11 protein-coding genes are annotated in these 14381 nt (G+C 74.8%); 2 read left to right on the top strand and 9 right to left on the bottom strand.

Annotated elements, in window-relative coordinates; genetic code table 11:
- Positions 1–329: 329 nt before the first annotated feature.
- Positions 330–1022, bottom strand: coding sequence for a metal-dependent transcriptional regulator (locus ACZ7JZ_RS05780; protein WP_470933591.1), 693 nt, complete (start codon positions 1020–1022; stop codon positions 330–332).
- Between the two features lie 220 nt (positions 1023–1242).
- Between ACZ7JZ_RS05780 and ACZ7JZ_RS05775 the strand changes: the two genes are divergently transcribed.
- Entirely contained in the window at positions 1243–1998 is a 756-nt protein-coding gene (locus ACZ7JZ_RS05775; RefSeq protein ID WP_470933589.1) for an SIS domain-containing protein, read from the top strand.
- 70 nt (positions 1999–2068) lie between these two features.
- Here the strand turns inward: ACZ7JZ_RS05775 and ACZ7JZ_RS05770 are convergent, their stop codons facing one another.
- Together ACZ7JZ_RS05770 and pdxH are read right to left on the bottom strand one after the other, a co-directional pair.
- The gene (locus tag ACZ7JZ_RS05770) at positions 2069–3364 is read right to left on the bottom strand and encodes a PAS domain-containing protein (RefSeq protein WP_470933587.1); all 1296 of its coding nucleotides are present in this window, start codon (positions 3362–3364) and stop codon (positions 2069–2071) included.
- A 742-nt stretch (positions 3365–4106) separates the two neighbouring features.
- The gene (pdxH, locus tag ACZ7JZ_RS05765) at positions 4107–4730 is read right to left on the bottom strand and encodes a pyridoxamine 5'-phosphate oxidase (protein ID WP_470934170.1); all 624 of its coding nucleotides are present in this window, start codon (positions 4728–4730) and stop codon (positions 4107–4109) included.
- A gap of 328 nt (positions 4731–5058) precedes the next feature.
- On the opposite strand from pdxH, the gene ACZ7JZ_RS05760 reads away from it, so the two are divergent.
- Positions 5059–6165 carry a citrate synthase 2 gene (locus tag ACZ7JZ_RS05760; RefSeq protein WP_470933585.1) on the top strand — a complete coding sequence of 369 codons (1107 nt, stop codon included), beginning with the start codon at positions 5059–5061 and terminating at the stop codon, positions 6163–6165.
- 37 nt (positions 6166–6202) lie between these two features.
- Here the strand turns inward: ACZ7JZ_RS05760 and ACZ7JZ_RS05755 are convergent, their stop codons facing one another.
- The 6 genes from ACZ7JZ_RS05755 to ACZ7JZ_RS05730 all read right to left on the bottom strand — a co-directional run bounded on the left by ACZ7JZ_RS05755 (position 6203) and on the right by ACZ7JZ_RS05730 (position 14259).
- Positions 6203–6841 carry a TetR/AcrR family transcriptional regulator gene (locus tag ACZ7JZ_RS05755; protein ID WP_470933583.1) on the bottom strand — a complete coding sequence of 213 codons (639 nt, stop codon included), beginning with the start codon at positions 6839–6841 and terminating at the stop codon, positions 6203–6205.
- Complete coding sequence (locus tag ACZ7JZ_RS05750; protein WP_470933581.1) at positions 6829–7584, bottom strand: enoyl-CoA hydratase family protein; 756 nt, start codon at positions 7582–7584, stop codon at positions 6829–6831. Before ACZ7JZ_RS05750 ends, ACZ7JZ_RS05755 begins: the two co-directional genes overlap by 13 nt.
- Positions 7585–7707: 123 nt before the next feature.
- Positions 7708–8898, bottom strand: a complete 1191-nt coding sequence (locus tag ACZ7JZ_RS05745; RefSeq protein ID WP_470933579.1) for an acyl-CoA dehydrogenase family protein — start codon at positions 8896–8898, stop codon at positions 7708–7710.
- Entirely contained in the window at positions 8895–10868 is a 1974-nt protein-coding gene (locus ACZ7JZ_RS05740) for an acetyl/propionyl/methylcrotonyl-CoA carboxylase subunit alpha (protein ID WP_470933577.1), read from the bottom strand. The genes ACZ7JZ_RS05745 and ACZ7JZ_RS05740 overlap by 4 nt, the downstream gene beginning before the upstream one ends.
- 5 nt (positions 10869–10873) lie before the next feature.
- Positions 10874–12472 carry an acyl-CoA carboxylase subunit beta gene (locus ACZ7JZ_RS05735; RefSeq protein WP_470933575.1) on the bottom strand — a complete coding sequence of 533 codons (1599 nt, stop codon included), beginning with the start codon at positions 12470–12472 and terminating at the stop codon, positions 10874–10876.
- A complete protein-coding gene (locus tag ACZ7JZ_RS05730) occupies positions 12469–14259 on the bottom strand; it encodes an acyclic terpene utilization AtuA family protein (RefSeq protein WP_470934168.1) in 1791 nt (596 codons plus the stop codon). The genes ACZ7JZ_RS05735 and ACZ7JZ_RS05730 overlap by 4 nt, the downstream gene beginning before the upstream one ends.
- Between the last annotated feature and the right edge of the window lie 122 nt (positions 14260–14381).

Below are 14381 nucleotides of genomic sequence, written 5' to 3'. Positions count from 1 at the left end.
CCGCAACATCGCTCTTTCGAGTGACCTTGCTCAAGGATTGGCGGCCGCTGCCGAGGGGAGATCTTCATCGGGAGGCGGGCCGCTCGGGGAAGACGGTCCGGCGGGATTGACCCTGGGAGCTCGGGGCTCCGGGTCAGCCAAGGGGAGGACGGGTCCCGGCGCCGCAAGGCGCCGGGACCTTCCCGTAAGAACAGCGAGGCCCGCTGGACGCGTACGAAAGCCATTCCGCCCAGCCTTGCACGCACGACGCGCCGCAGCCCCGCATTCCGCCAGATTCACCGGGGACTTGCGGGGCTGCGGGACGGCCCGAGCACTCGGCCGTGCGGGGCTCAGCGCTTGGCGACGAAGACGTGCGCCGCGATGTCGGCCTCCAGCTCGGCGGCCTCGCCGCCGCTGCCGACCAGCACCCCGCCCGGGGACTCCGTCACGCTCACCACGGAGCCGGGCTGCACGCCCGCCCTCCGCAGCGTGTACATCAGCTGCGCGTCCGTCTGGATCGGCTCGCCGATCCGCCGCACGACCACGGTCTTGCCCTCCGCGCCCGGGTCCAGCTCCGACAGGGCGACCATGCTGTCGTCCAGGAAGGACTCCGCCTCGGCCTTCTCGCCCAGCTCCTCCAGACCCGGGATCGGGTTGCCGTACGGGGACTCCGTCGGGTGGCGCAGCAGCTCCAGCACGCGCCGCTCGACGGCCTCGCTCATCACGTGCTCCCAGCGGCAGGCCTCCGCGTGCACCTGCTCCCACTCCAGGCCGATCACGTCGACCAGCAGGCATTCCGCCAGGCGGTGCTTGCGCATGACGCGGGTCGCGAGCTTGCGGCCCTCGTCGGTCAGCTCCAGGTGCCGGTCGCTGGCTACGGCCACCAGGCCGTCGCGCTCCATGCGGGCCACCGTCTGGCTGACCGTCGGACCACTCTGGTCCAACCGCTCAGCGATCCGGGCGCGCATGGGGACCACACCTTCCTCTTCCAGTTCGAGGATGGTGCGGAGGTACATCTCCGTGGTGTCGATCAGTCCGGACATACGTGCCCCTCAGTAGCGTGCGCTGGCCCTGGCACCAATTCTGACGCATACCGCCGGGAACCGTCCCGCGCCAGGGGCAGCCCGGCTGCCTCCTCCCGGGGAGCCCGGCGCCGGACGGGGCCCGGTCCACCGGTTGACCCGCGTATTGACAGGCAGATGGTCCAGACCGCACCGTGATCGGCGACACGGACGCACCCCACCCCGGAAGGGTCCTCGGCGCATGAGCGAGAGCAAGCTGGCCGGTCAGTTCTTCGACGCGGCGATCGGGCTGCTGCAGCGGGTCCGCGACGAGGAGGCCGCGCAGATCGCGGCCGCCGGGGAGGCGATGGCGCAGGCCGTGGCGGCCGGCAACCGGCTCTTCGCCTTCGGCGCCGGACACTCCTCGCTGCCCGCGCAGGACGTGGTCTACCGGGCCGGCGGCCTGGCCCTGATGAACTTCCTCGCCGTCCCCGGCACCGCCGGCGTCGACGTCATGCCCGCCACCCTCGGCAGCGCGCTGGAGCGCGTCGGCGGCCTCGCCGGGGCGGTCCTCGACACCAGCCCCGCCCGCGCGGGCGACGTGCTCGTGATCATCTCCCTGTCCGGGCGCAACGCCCTGCCCGTGGAGATGGCCGTGAACGCCCGCGCCCTCGGCCTGAAGGTCATCGGCCTCACCTCGGTCGCCTACACCACCGGCACCCGGTCCCGGCACTCCTCCGGCAGCTTCCTCAAGGACCACTGCGACATCGTCCTCGACAGCAAGATCGCGGTCGGGGACGCGGAACTGACCCTGGACGGGATCGACGCCCCCTTCGCCCCCGCCTCCACCGTCGTGACCAGCGCGATCATGCAGTCCGTGCTGGCCGCCGCCGCGGAGGGGCTCGTCGCCCGCGGGATCGAGCCGCCGATGCTGCGCTCGGGCAACGTGGACGGCGGCCACGAGTGGAACGACCGGGTCATGACCGAGTACCGGGACCGCATCTTCTACCGGCACTGACGCCCAACCGGTACCGCCACCGGTACGGGTACTGGTACCGAGGGCTGTCACGCGCCCGGCGGGAACGCGCTCACGGGCCCCCTGCCGGGTCCGCCACGGCCGCGAGGGCGGCCATGTCCAGGTCCGCCGCCACCCGGGCCGCGACCTGCTCGGCGTACACCGCGTCCGGGCGCTCGAAGGCGGGCCGGGCGGCCGAGCGCAGGAAGGTCAGCGTGCCCAGGCTGCGGCCGCGGCTGCGCAGCACGGCGCACAGCCCGTGCGCCACGCCCTCCGGCCAGCCGTCCGGCAGCCTGGCCGGACTGCTGATCCGGACCGGGCCCACCCGGTCGAGGGCCCGGAGCGCCGGATGCCCCGGCTCGGGCCGCACCGGGACCAGCCCGGCCGGGGCCGACTGCGGCGGCGAGGCGCACACCCGCGCCAGCCGGCCCTCGCCCGCCGCCCGGTCCACCAGGGCGTGGTCCGCGAACCCGGCGAGGGCGAAGTCGAGCCGTACGAGCACGGCCTCCGCGGGGTCCTCGCACTCGGCGGCGGCCCGGTCGGCGCGGTGCAGCTGGTTGGTGCGGAACTTCAGCTGGGCGGTGTCCAGCTCGGCCCGGCGGGACTCCGTCACGTCCTGGAAGAGCAGGCCCACCCCGAGCGGTACGGGCTCCTCCGCGAGCGGTGACGCCAGCCGCAGGAACCCGCAGCGCCAGCAGCGGCGGCGCAGCCCCTCGGGGGTGCGGACGGACACCCACAGCTCCACGGGGGCGGGCGGGGCGCCCTCGGCGAGCACGTGGTGGAGGGCGCCCTCCAGCTCCTCCGCCCCCTGGTCCAGCAGGTCGCCGAGGGGGCGGCCGAGGAGCGCGGTCCGGCCGGTGCCGAAGGCGCGGGCCGCGTGCGCGTTGACGACGGCGGGGCGCAGGTCCACGTCGACCAGGACCACACCCCAGGAGGCGTCGTCGAGGAGCGCCTCGCTCAGGGCGATGGAGCGCTCCAGGTCGATCTGGGTGTGCACCTCGCTGAAGGCGCAGTAGACCCCGGCGGGCTTGCCGGGCGCGCCGGGGACGCGGGCGGACTGGGTGCGGACCAGGACGCGGCCGCCGCCCTTGGTGACCAGGGCGAACTCGTGGACCTGGCGGCCGGGGACCTCCTGGGCGGCCATCAGGCGGCGGGCCACGTCCTCCGCGTCGGCGGGTCTGGCGGCCCAGCCGGCGAAGCCGCGGCGGCCGACGGCTTCGGCGGCGGACCAGCCGAGGATGCGTTCGGCTTCGCGGTTCCAGTGCGTGACGACGCCGTCGGCGTCGAAGGCGCACAGGGCGGCGTCCATGCCGTCCAGCAGGGCGGCCAGTAGGTCGTCGGTGGTCTCGCTGCGCCCGGAAGCACTCACCCGGCACCCCCCGCAGGTGTTCGCGTGTGCGGCACGTCAGATCATTCAACTCCAACGTGACCCAGCACACACCGTGTTCCGCGAAGTTCCGCGAAGTTCCGCGAAATCCCCCCGGTCCGACCAATCCCCTCCCGCTGCGCGGGGCTGTTCCCCACCCCGCCCCTTCCCGAAACCGGGGGCAGGCCCCCGGACCCCCGTTCCGTGCGCTGCGCGCCCGGTGCGCTCAAACTCCCCCAGACTTCGTCCGGGGGGACCCCCTGCGCGGGCTGGAGTTGCCGCCGCAGGCGGCACATTCCAGCCCCGCCGGCGTTTGAGGCGCGGGGTCTGGGGCGGAGCCCCAGTTCGGGAAGGGGCGGGTAGGGGAAAGACCCCGCGCAGCGGTGGCCGGGCGCGGTCACCCGGGGCCGGGGTCAGGCGGCCCGGAGTCGCGGGCCGCGGCCCGCCGGCCCGGCTCGGTGGGCGGCGGGATTAATTCGGTTGCCCGGGGTTGTGGGGCGGATTTAGCGTGGGGGTACACGAGAAGGGAGGTGGTTCCGGAAATGTACGGCAACCGGACGCGTGAGGTGACTGCGGGCTGACGCCCGTTGTCGCACGCACCCAGTGCGGTGCCGGCGGATCGCCGGCCCAGTTCCAAGCAGTCACCCGACCCGCGGGCTCGCCGGTACGTCCGGCCGGCTCCTCTCACTGCAGGAGAGGAACCCGAGCCCGCGGGTCGTCTGCGTGTGCGCCCCCGCCCGCAGGGTCAGGGGCAGAGCCGGTCGACGCGCCACTCCTCGCCGTCGCGGACGTAGTACAGCCGGTCGTGGAGCCGGTTCTCGTGGCCCTGCCAGAACTCCACCGCCTCGGGGACGACCCGGTAGCCGCCCCACTCCGTGGGCACCGGCACCTGCTCCCCCTCGGGATAGCGGGCCGCGAGCTCGGCGTACCGCCGGTCCAGGTCGGCCCGCGAGGCGATCACGGTGGACTGCTCGCTGGCCCACGCGCCCAGCTGCGAGCCGTGCGGCCGGGAGCGGAAGTACGCGGCGGTCTCGTCGCGGCCGATGCGGGAGGCGGTGCCCGTGACGATCACCTGCCGGGCGATGGGGTGCCAGGGGAAGAGCAGCGCGACGTGCGGGTTCTCCGCGATCTCGCGCCCCTTGCGGGAGCCGTAGTTGGTGAAGAAGACGAAGCCGCGGGCGTCGAACTGCTTCAGCAGCACGGTGCGGGAGCTGGGGCGGCCGTCGGCGGTGGCCGTGGAGACGACCACGGCGTTGGGTTCGAAGAGGTTCGCTTCCGCGGCCTGCCGGAACCACCGGGCGAACTGGTCCATCGGGTCGGCGGCGAGGCTGTCCTCGGCCACGAGCTCCGAGCGGTACTGCCGGCGCATGGCGGCGGGGTCAAGGTCCTTGTTCGGCACACGGCCATCCTGCCGCAGCAGGCCCGTTCTACCCCGCCCGGGGGCTGCCGAAGCCTTCGGGGGGCGGTCGGGTGCGTGTGCCGGATGTCACGCTTCCGCGGGCCCGCCGGAGCGGACAAAATTCTGAGGCCGGTCCGCGGTGGCCGCCGTATTTCACGTCCGCGCGGGGCATGACGGGAGTGATTCCGCACGGCCGGGCCGAACCGCGTAGTGCGCGGATCCGTACAAAGATGTACGCAACCGCCCATCCTGACCCATGGTCATAGCCGTACCTCGCACGAGATAGAGGAGCCGCCTGATGTCCGACTTCGTACCCGGGCTCGAGGGAGTCGTCGCGTTCGAGACGGAGATCGCCGAGCCGGACAAGGAGGGCGGGGCGCTGCGGTACCGGGGCGTAGACATCGAAGACCTGGTCGGCCACGTGTCCTTCGGGAACGTGTGGGGCCTGCTGGTCGACGGTGCCTTCAACCCCGGCCTGCCGCCCGCCGAGCCCTTCCCGATCCCGGTCCACTCCGGTGACATCCGGGTGGACGTGCAGTCCGCAATGGCGATGCTCGCCCCGGTGTGGGGTCTGAAACCGCTGCTCGACATCGACGAGCAGACCGCCCGCGACGACCTGGCACGCGCCGCGGTCATGGCGCTGTCGTACGTGGCCCAGTCCGCGCGGGGCCAGGGCCTGCCGATGGTCCCGCAGAAGGAGATCGACAAGGCCGAGTCCGTGGTCGAGCGGTTCATGATCCGCTGGCGCGGCGAGCCGGACCCCAAGCACGTCAAGGCCGTGGACGCGTACTGGACCTCCGCCGCCGAGCACGGCATGAACGCCTCCACCTTCACCGCCCGGGTGATCGCCTCCACCGGCGCCGACGTGGCCGCGGCCCTGTCGGGCGCGGTCGGCGCCATGTCCGGCCCGCTGCACGGCGGCGCCCCGTCCCGCGTCCTCGGCATGATCGAGGAGATCGAGCGCACCGGCGACGCGGTGGCGTACGTGAAGAAGGCCCTGGACAAGGGCGAGCGGCTGATGGGCTTCGGACACCGCGTGTACCGCGCCGAGGACCCGCGGGCCCGCGTCCTGCGCCGTACGGCCAAGGAGCTGGGCGCGCCCCGCTTCGAGGTGGCGGAGGCGCTGGAGAAGGCCGCCCTGGAGGAGCTGCACGCCCGCCGTCCCGACCGGGTGCTGGCCACGAACGTGGAGTTCTGGGCGGCGATCACGCTGGACTTCGCGGAGGTCCCGGCGCACATGTTCACCTCGATGTTCACCTGCGCCCGCACCGCCGGCTGGTCGGCGCACATCCTGGAGCAGAAGCGCACGGGCCGCCTGGTGCGCCCCTCGGCCCGGTACATCGGCCCGGGCACCCGGGACCCGCGCGAGATCGAGGGCTACGCGGACATCGCCAGCACCGCCTGAGCCCCCAGCACCGCCTGCGCCGCCTGGACGGCCGGCGCTAGTGCCGGATACCGGCCCCTTCCGCGCTGCGGAGGGGGCCGGTGCCGTCCCCGGCCAGGGCGGCGTCGAGGATCCGGGCCCACTGGGCGACCACGCGGGCGCGGCGGGCGGTGTCGTCGGTGAGGATGTTGGCGAGGCCCAGGCCGCGGGCCATGTCGAGCAGGCCCTGCACGCTCTCGCGGACCCCGGGGCGGGACTCGTCGGCGCCGAGGAGCTCCACGGCTATCCGGTGGCTCTCGCGGCCGACGCGGGCCTCCAGCTCGGTGACCCGGGCGCGCAGCTGCTCCTCGTGGGAGGCGGCCACCCACAGCTGGAGCGCGGCCCGGAAGAGCGTGCCCGTGTACAGGTCGACGAGGGCGGCGACCACGGCGGTCCGGGCGGCGGGGGCGCCGCCGAACAGGCCGCGCAGGGCCGCGGAGCGCTCCTCGGCCACGTACTCGACGGCGCCGGTGAACAGGTCCTCGCGGGTGGGGAAGTGGTGCTGGGCGGCCCCGCGGGAGACCCCGGCGCGTTCGGCGACCACGGACACGGTGGAGCCCGCCCAGCCGTGCTCGGCCAGGCAGGTCACGGCGGCTTCGAGGAGCCGCTGCCGGGTGGCGCGGCTGCGGTCCTGCTTGGGTGCGGTCACCGTGCCCACGAGGGCTCCCGGCGCTCCAGGAGGGCGGTGATGCCCTCGCGGGCCTCGTCGGAGGCGAACAGCCGGGCCGACAGGGCGGTCAGCCGCTCCCCGTCCCGGGCCAGGGCGGCCCGTACGGCGGCGGTGACGAGCCGCTTGGACTCGGCGAGGCCCTGCGGGGAGGCGGCCCGCAGTCCGGCGAGTACGGGGGCCAGGGCCTCGTCGACGCCGGTGCCCGCGGCCGCGTGGAGGGTGAGCAGGCCGATCCGGACGGCCTCGGCGGGGCCGAAGCGCTCCGCGGTGAGGAAGTAGCGGGCGGCCGCGCGCGGGTCGAGACGCGGCAGCAGCGGGATGGAGATCACCGCGGGGGCCAGGCCGAGGCGGGATTCGGTGAAGGCGTAGGTGGACTCGGGGCCGGCGGCGGCGATATCGCAGACCCCGAGCAGGCCCAGTCCGCCCGCGCGGACGTGGCCGTCCACACGGGCCACGACGGGCTTGGGCAGCTCCGCGATCTCGTTGAGCAGGGCGAGGAACTCCTCGGGGTGGCACGGGGACTTCAGGTCGGCGCCCGCGCAGAAGGTGCCCCCGGTGTGGGTCAGGACCACCGCGCGCACGTCCGGGTCCGCACCGGCGGCGGCCAGGGCCGTGCGCAGGGCCTCGACCAGGGCCGCGGAGAGGGCGTTGCGGTTGGCTGGCGAGTCGAGCGTGAGGGTGGTGATGCCGTCCGCGTGCGCGGTGGCCACCAGGGGGGCGTCGGGGTCCACGGCCGCTCTCTTTCCTCTGGTTCCTTCGGTTCCGGTCGGGTGTTCTCGGGGCTCGTCGGGCGGCTGCCGGGCGGGCGGCGGTCCGCCCGCCCGGCGGCTCGTCCCGTCTGCCGGGCGGGCGGCCTAGTACGACTTCGGCAGTCCCAGGGTCTGGTGCGAGACGAAGTTGAGGATCATCTCGCGGCTGACCGGGGCGATCCGGGCCACCCGGGAGGCCGTGATCAGGGAGGCCAGGCCGTACTCCCGGGTGAGGCCGTTGCCGCCGAGGGTGTGGACGGACTGGTCCACGGCCCTGACGCAGGCCTCCGCGGCAGCGTACTTGGCCATGTTGGCGGCCTCTCCGGCGCCCGCGTCGTCCCCGGCGTCGTAGAGGTGGGCGGCCTTCTGCATCATCAGCCGGGCCAGTTCGAGTTCGATGTGGGCCTGCGCGAGGGGGTGGGCGACGGCCTGGTGGGCGCCGATGGGCTCCTTCCACACCTGGCGGGTACGGGCGTACTCGACGGCCCGGGAGAGGGCGTAGCGGCCCATGCCGATCGCGAAGGCGGCGGTCATGATCCGCTCGGGGTTGAGGCCGGCGAAGAGCTGGAGGAGTCCGGCGTCCTCGCCCTCTCCCCCGCCGACCAGGGCCCCCGCGGGCAGCCGGACCTCGTCGAGGACGAGTTCGAACTGCTTCTCCGCGGCATGGAGTTCCATGTCTATCTGCGAGCGGGTGAAGCCGGGGGCGTCCCGGGGGACGATGAACAGGCAGGGCTTGAGGCGGCCGGTGCGGGCGTCCTCGGTGCGGCCGACGATGAGGGTGGCGTCGGCGATGTCCACCCCGGAGATGAACACCTTGCGGCCGGTGAGCACCCACTCCCCGCCCTCGCGGCGGGCGGTGGTGGTGATGCGGTGGGAGTTGGACCCGGCGTCGGGTTCGGTGATGCCGAAGGCCATGGTCCTGGTGCCGTCGGAGAGTCCGGGGAGCCAGGCCCGCTTCTGCTCCTCCGTGCCGAAGCGGGCGATGACCGTGCCGCAGATGGCGGGCGAGACCACCATCATGAGCAGCGGGGACCCCGCCGCCCCCAGCTCTTCGAGGACGAGGGACAGTTCGGCGATCCCGCCGCCCCCGCCGCCGTACTCCTCGGGCAGGTTGACCCCGAGGTAGCCGAGTTTGGCGGCCTCGGACCACAGCTCCTCGGGGTGGCGGCCCTCGCGGGCGGCCTTGGCCAGGTACTCGCGGCCGTAGCGCCGGCCCAGCGCGGCCACGGCCGCCCGCAGGGAGCGGTGCTCTTCGGATTCGACGGGGGTGCCGGTGACGGCCGGGGTGGGGCTCATGGCTGCGTTTCCTCCTGGACTACGGCGAGCAGGGCGCCTACCTCGACCTGGCGGCCGGGGGCGGCGTGGAGCGCGGTGAGCGTGCCGGAGGCGGGCGAGAGGATGCGGTGCTCCATCTTCATGGCCTCCAGCCAGAGCAGGGGCTGGCCGGCGGTGACGGCGCTGCCGGGGGCGAGCCCCTCGGCCACGCGGACGACGGTGCCGGGCATGGGGGCGAGCAGCGAGCCCGGTTCGGTGCGCTCGCGGGGATCGGTGAACCGGGGGACCCGGGTGAGGGTGTGGGAGCCGAGGGGCGAGTCCACGTACACCTCGGGGCTGTTCGAATTGTGTTTCACGTGGAACATCCGCCGGACACCGCCGACTTCGAGCGCGACGCGGTCGGCGGCCACGGACAGCACCCGCAGCTCCGGGTAGGTCCCGGGCTCGGGTTCGGGGCCGCTGCGGGTGGTCCGGTAACGGACCTCGTACTGCTCCTCCCCCGCGAGGTAGGCGCGGACCTGCGGCCCGGAGGGCAGGTTGCGCCAGCCGCCGAGCCGGGCGGCGAGCGGGGCCCCGGGGGCCGGGACGGACTCCGCGAGGGCGGCCGCCAGGGCCGACAGGGCCGGGGGCGCCGCGCCCCCGCCGCCGGGGTCCTGCACGGTCAGCTCCGCGAGGTGGCGGTCGTAGAAGCCGGTGTCGAGCCGGGCCGCGGCGAACTCCGGGTGGCGCAGGGAGCGGACGAGCAGCTCGCGGTTGGTGGCCGGGCCGTGGATCCGGGCCCGGGACAGGGCCCCGGCCAGGATGCGGACGGCCTCGGCGCGGGTCGGGGCGTGGGAGACGACCTTGGCGAGCATCGGGTCGTAGTGGACCTCGATCCGGTCCCCGCCCTCGTACCCGGTGTCCACCCGGACCCCCTCGGGGAACTCCAGGGCGTGCAGGGTGCCGGTCTGCGGGCGCCAGTCGCGGGCCGGGTCCTCCGCGTACAGCCGGGCCTCCACGGAGTGCCCGGCGGGGGCCGGGGGCTCGGCGGGCAGGGCCGCGCCCTCGGCGATCCGCAGCTGGAGGGCCACCAGGTCGATGCCGAAGACGGCCTCGGTGACGGGGTGTTCCACCTGGAGGCGGGTGTTCATCTCCAGGAAGTACGGGCGGCCGGCGGCGGTGACGAGGAACTCGACCGTGCCCGCGCCCCGGTAGCCGACGGCCCGCGCCGCGGCGGTGGCGGCCTCGTGGAGGGCGGTGCGCAGCTCCCCGTCCAGGCCGGGGGCGGGGGCCTCCTCGATGACCTTCTGGTGGCGGCGCTGGAGGGAGCAGTCGCGGGTGCCGAGGGCCCAGACGGTGCCGTGGCCGTCGGCGAGGACCTGTACTTCCACGTGCCGCCCGCGCTCCACGTACGGCTCGGCGAAGACCTCGCCGTCGCCGAAGGCGGAGCGGGCCTCCGCGGCCGCGGCGTCGAGTTCGGTCTTCAGCAGGCCCAGTTCGCGGACCACGCGCATCCCGCGCCCGCCGCCGCCCGCGGCGGCCTTGAGGAGCAGGGGGAGGTCCCCGGCGGTGGCCGTACCGGGGTCGACGGGGTCGAGGAGGGGCACTCCGGCGGCCCGCATGATCTCCTTGGCCCGGGTCTTGGAGGCCATGGCCTCGATGGCGCCGGGGGGCGGGCCGATCCAGTTCAGCCCGGCGTCGAGGACGGCGCGGGCGAAGCCGGCGTTCTCGGAGAGGAACCCGTAGCCGGGGTGCACGGCGTCGGCCCCGGCGGCGAGGGCGGCGGCGACGATCAGGTCGGCGCGCAGGTAGGTGTCGGCGGGGGCGGCGCCGGGGAGCCGTACGGCGGCGTCGGCCTCGCGGACGTGGAGGGCGTCGGCGTCGGCGTCGGAGTACACGGCGACGGTGGTGAGGCCGAGAGCGCGGGCCGTGCGGAACACGCGGACCGCGATCTCGCCCCGGTTGGCCACCAGCAGGGAGGTGACCGGGGACTGGTCGGGGGAGGAGGTCATGGGGCTCACATCCGGAAGACGCCGAAGCCGCCGCGGGCGCCCTCGACGGGGGCGTTGTGGACGGCGGACAGGCACAGGCCGAGGACGGTTCGGGTGTCGCGCGGGTCGATGATCCCGTCGTCGTAGAGGCGCCCCGACAGGAAGACGGGCAGGGACTCGGACTCGATCTGCTGCTCCACGAGGGCGCGCAGCCCGGCGTCCGCCTCCTCGTCGTACGGCAGGCCCTTCGCGGCCGCGGACTGGCGGGCGACGATCGACAGCACCCCGGCGAGCTGCTGCGGGCCCATGACCGCGGACTTCGCGCTGGGCCAGGCGAAGAGGAACCGCGGGTCGTAGGCCCGGCCGCACATGCCGTAGTGCCCGGCGCCGTAGGAGGCGCCGATGAGCACGGACAGGTGCGGGACCTTCGAGTTCGAGACGGCGTTGATCATCATCGAGCCGTGTTTGACGATGCCGCCCTGCTCGTACTCCCGGCCGACCATGTAGCCGGTGGTGTTGTGGAGGAAGAGCAGCGGTACGTCGCGCTGGTTGGCGAGCTGGATGAACTGGGCGGCCTTCTGCGACTCCTCGCTGAACAGCACGCCCTGGGAGTTGGCGAGGATGCCGACCGGGTAGCCGTGCAGGGAGGCCCAGCCGGTGGCCAGGCTGCTGCCGTACAGGGGCTTGAACTCGTCGAAGTCCGAGCCGTCGACGATCCGGGCGATGACCTCGCGCGGGTCGAAGGGGGTCTTCAGGTCCCCGGGGACGATGCCGAGCAGCTCCTCCGGGTCGTAGAGGGGCTCCTCGGCCGGGCCGGGCTCGGGGTGGGCGCGGCGGTGGTTGAGGCGGGCGACGACCCGGCGGGCCTGGCGCAGGGCGTCCTGCTCGTCCAGGGCGAGCTGGTCGGCGAGCCCGGAGGTGCGGGCGTGCATATCGGCCCCGCCGAGGGACTCGTCGTCGCTCTCCTCGCCGGTGGCCATCTTGACCAGGGGCGGGCCGCCGAGGAAGACCTTCGCCCGCTCCTTGACCATGATCACGTGGTCGGACATCCCGGGGACGTACGCGCCGCCCGCGGTGGAGTTGCCGAAGACGACGGCGAGGGTGGGGATACCGGCGGCGGACAGCCGGGTGAGGTCCCGGAAGATCGCCCCGCCGGGGATGAAGATCTCCTTCTGGGAGGGCAGGTCGGCCCCGCCGGACTCGACCAGGCTGATGCAGGGGAGCCGGTTGGCGCGGGCGATCTCGTTGGCCCGCAGGGCCTTCTTGAGGGTCCACGGGTTGGAGGCCCCGCCGCGGACGGTCGGGTCGTTGGCGGTGATCAGGCAGGAGGTGCCCTCGACCGTCCCGATGCCGGTGACCATCGAGGCGCCGACGGGGTAGTCGCTGCCCCACGCGGCCAGCGGGGACAGCTCCAGGAACGGGGTGTCCGGGTCGAGGAGCAGCTCGATGCGCTCGCGGGCGAGCAGTTTGCCGCGTCCGCGGTGCCGCTCGGTGTACTTGGGGCCGCCGCCGGCGAGGGCCTTGGCGTGCTCCGCGGCCAGGGCGGCGAGCCGCTCCAGGGCGGTGGCCCGGTGGGCCGCGTACTCGGGGTCGCGGGGGTCGATGCGGGTGCCGAGCCGGGTCACCGGCTCACCTCCGGGGGCAGTAGGTGGACGGGGATCTCGGCGTACCGGGAGCGGAACCACTCGCCGAGGGCCTTGGCCTGCGGGTCGAACCGGTGCTGGGCGGCCACGCCCTCGCCGAGCAGGCCGCGGATCTCGAAGTTGAGGGCGCGCAGGCCGGGGAGGCGGTGCCGGACGATCTCCAGGGGGGCGGTCTCGGGGAGCAGCTCCCGCAGGGCGGCGGTGGTGAGGGCGGAGTCCAGCCACTCCCAGGCGGGCCCGCTCTCGGCCCACACGCCGAGGTTGGCGTCCCCGCCCTTGTCCCCACTGCGGGCCCCGAGCAGCGTCCCGAGCGGCACCCTCCGGGTCCCCCCGGGGTGCGCCGCGGGGGGCCGGTCCGGGTCCCCGCCGGGCGGGGGCGGCAGCGCGGGGGCACCGGGGGGTACGGCCTTCCCGGGTGGTACGGCGCCTGCGGGCGGTACGGCCTTCCCGGGTGGTACGGCGCCTGCGGTCGGTACGGCGTTCCCGGGCGGTACGGCACCCCCGGCCGGTCCCGCCCCCGACCCCGACCCCGGAGGCACCGCCCCCGGAACCGGCACCGCGAGGCGCTCTCCCGAGGCGAGGACCGCGGTGTGCGGCACCCCGGCCGCCGGCACGTACGCGGCGGTGAACACCCCGTACGGCTGGGCGGGTCCGGGCGGGGCGGTCACGTGGAAGCCGGGGTAGCTGCCGAGGGCCAGCTCCACCGCGGCCGAGGACAGCGCCCGGCCCACCCGCTCCGCGGACGGGTCCCGGACCGCCAGCCGCAGCAGCGCGCTCGCCTCCTCCTCGCTGCCGGCGTCGGCGCGGTCGGTGCGGGCCAGGGTCCAGCGGGCCTCCGCGACCCCGGCCAGCGCGCCGGACAGCTGCTCCCGGACCAGGGCGGCCTTCTCCTCCACGTCCAGGCCGGTCAGGACGAACACGGTCTCGTTGCGCCAGCCGCCGATCCGGGTGGTCCCCACCTTCAGGGTGTCCGGCGGGGCCTCCCCGCGGGTCCCGGAGAGCCGCACCCGGTCCGGCCCGACCTGCGCCAGCCGTACGGTGTCCAGGCGGGCGGTGACGTCCGGGCCCGCGTACCGCGCGCCCTGCGTCTCGTACAGCAGCTGGGCGGTGACGGTCCCGACGGTGACCGCGCCGCCCGTGCCGGGGTGCTTGGTGACCACCGCGGAGCCGTCGGCGGAGATCTCGGCGAGCGGGAAGCCGGGGCGGCGCACGTCGTGGCGGCCGAAGAAGGCGTAGTTCCCGCCGGTGGCCTGGGTGCCGCACTCCAGCACGTGCCCCGCGGCCACCGCGCCGGCCAGGGCGTCGTACTCCCCGGGCTCCCAGCCGAACCACCAGGCCGCCGGTCCGCTGACCAGGGCCGCGTCCGTGACCCGGCCGGTCACCACCACGTCCGCACCGGCCCGCAGGCAGGCGGTGATCCCGCCGCCGCCGAGGTAGGCGTTGGCCGTCAGGGCGTCCCCGGACGGCAGCAGGGCCCTGCGCCCCAGCAGGTCGTCGCCCTCGACGTGCGCGACGGAGACCGGTACGCCGGTCTTCGCGGCCAGCTCCCGGACGGCCGCCGCGAGCCCGGCGGGGTTGAGGCCGCCCGCGTTGGCGACGATCCGCACCCCGCGCTCGTGCGCGAGCCCGAGGCCCTCCTCCAGTTGCCGCAGGAAGGTCTTGGCGTAGCCGAGGCCGGGGTCCTTCAGCCGGTCGCGGCCCAGGATGAGCATGGTCAGCTCGGCGAGGTAGTCCCCGGTCAGGACGTGGAGCGGGCCGCCCTCCAGCATCTCGCGCAGGGCGGCGGCGCGGTCCCCGTAGAACCCGGAGGCGTTCCCGATCCGCAGCGGGGTCCCGTCCGCGCCGGGCGGCGGGCCGTACGGGCCCGGAGCCGCCCCGGCCCCGCCCGCCG

It is taken from the genome of Streptomyces sp. NPDC038213, from assembly GCF_055600495.1.
The sequence above is the reverse complement of the archived record's forward strand: the minus strand, read 5'-3'. Positions and strand labels throughout refer to the sequence as shown.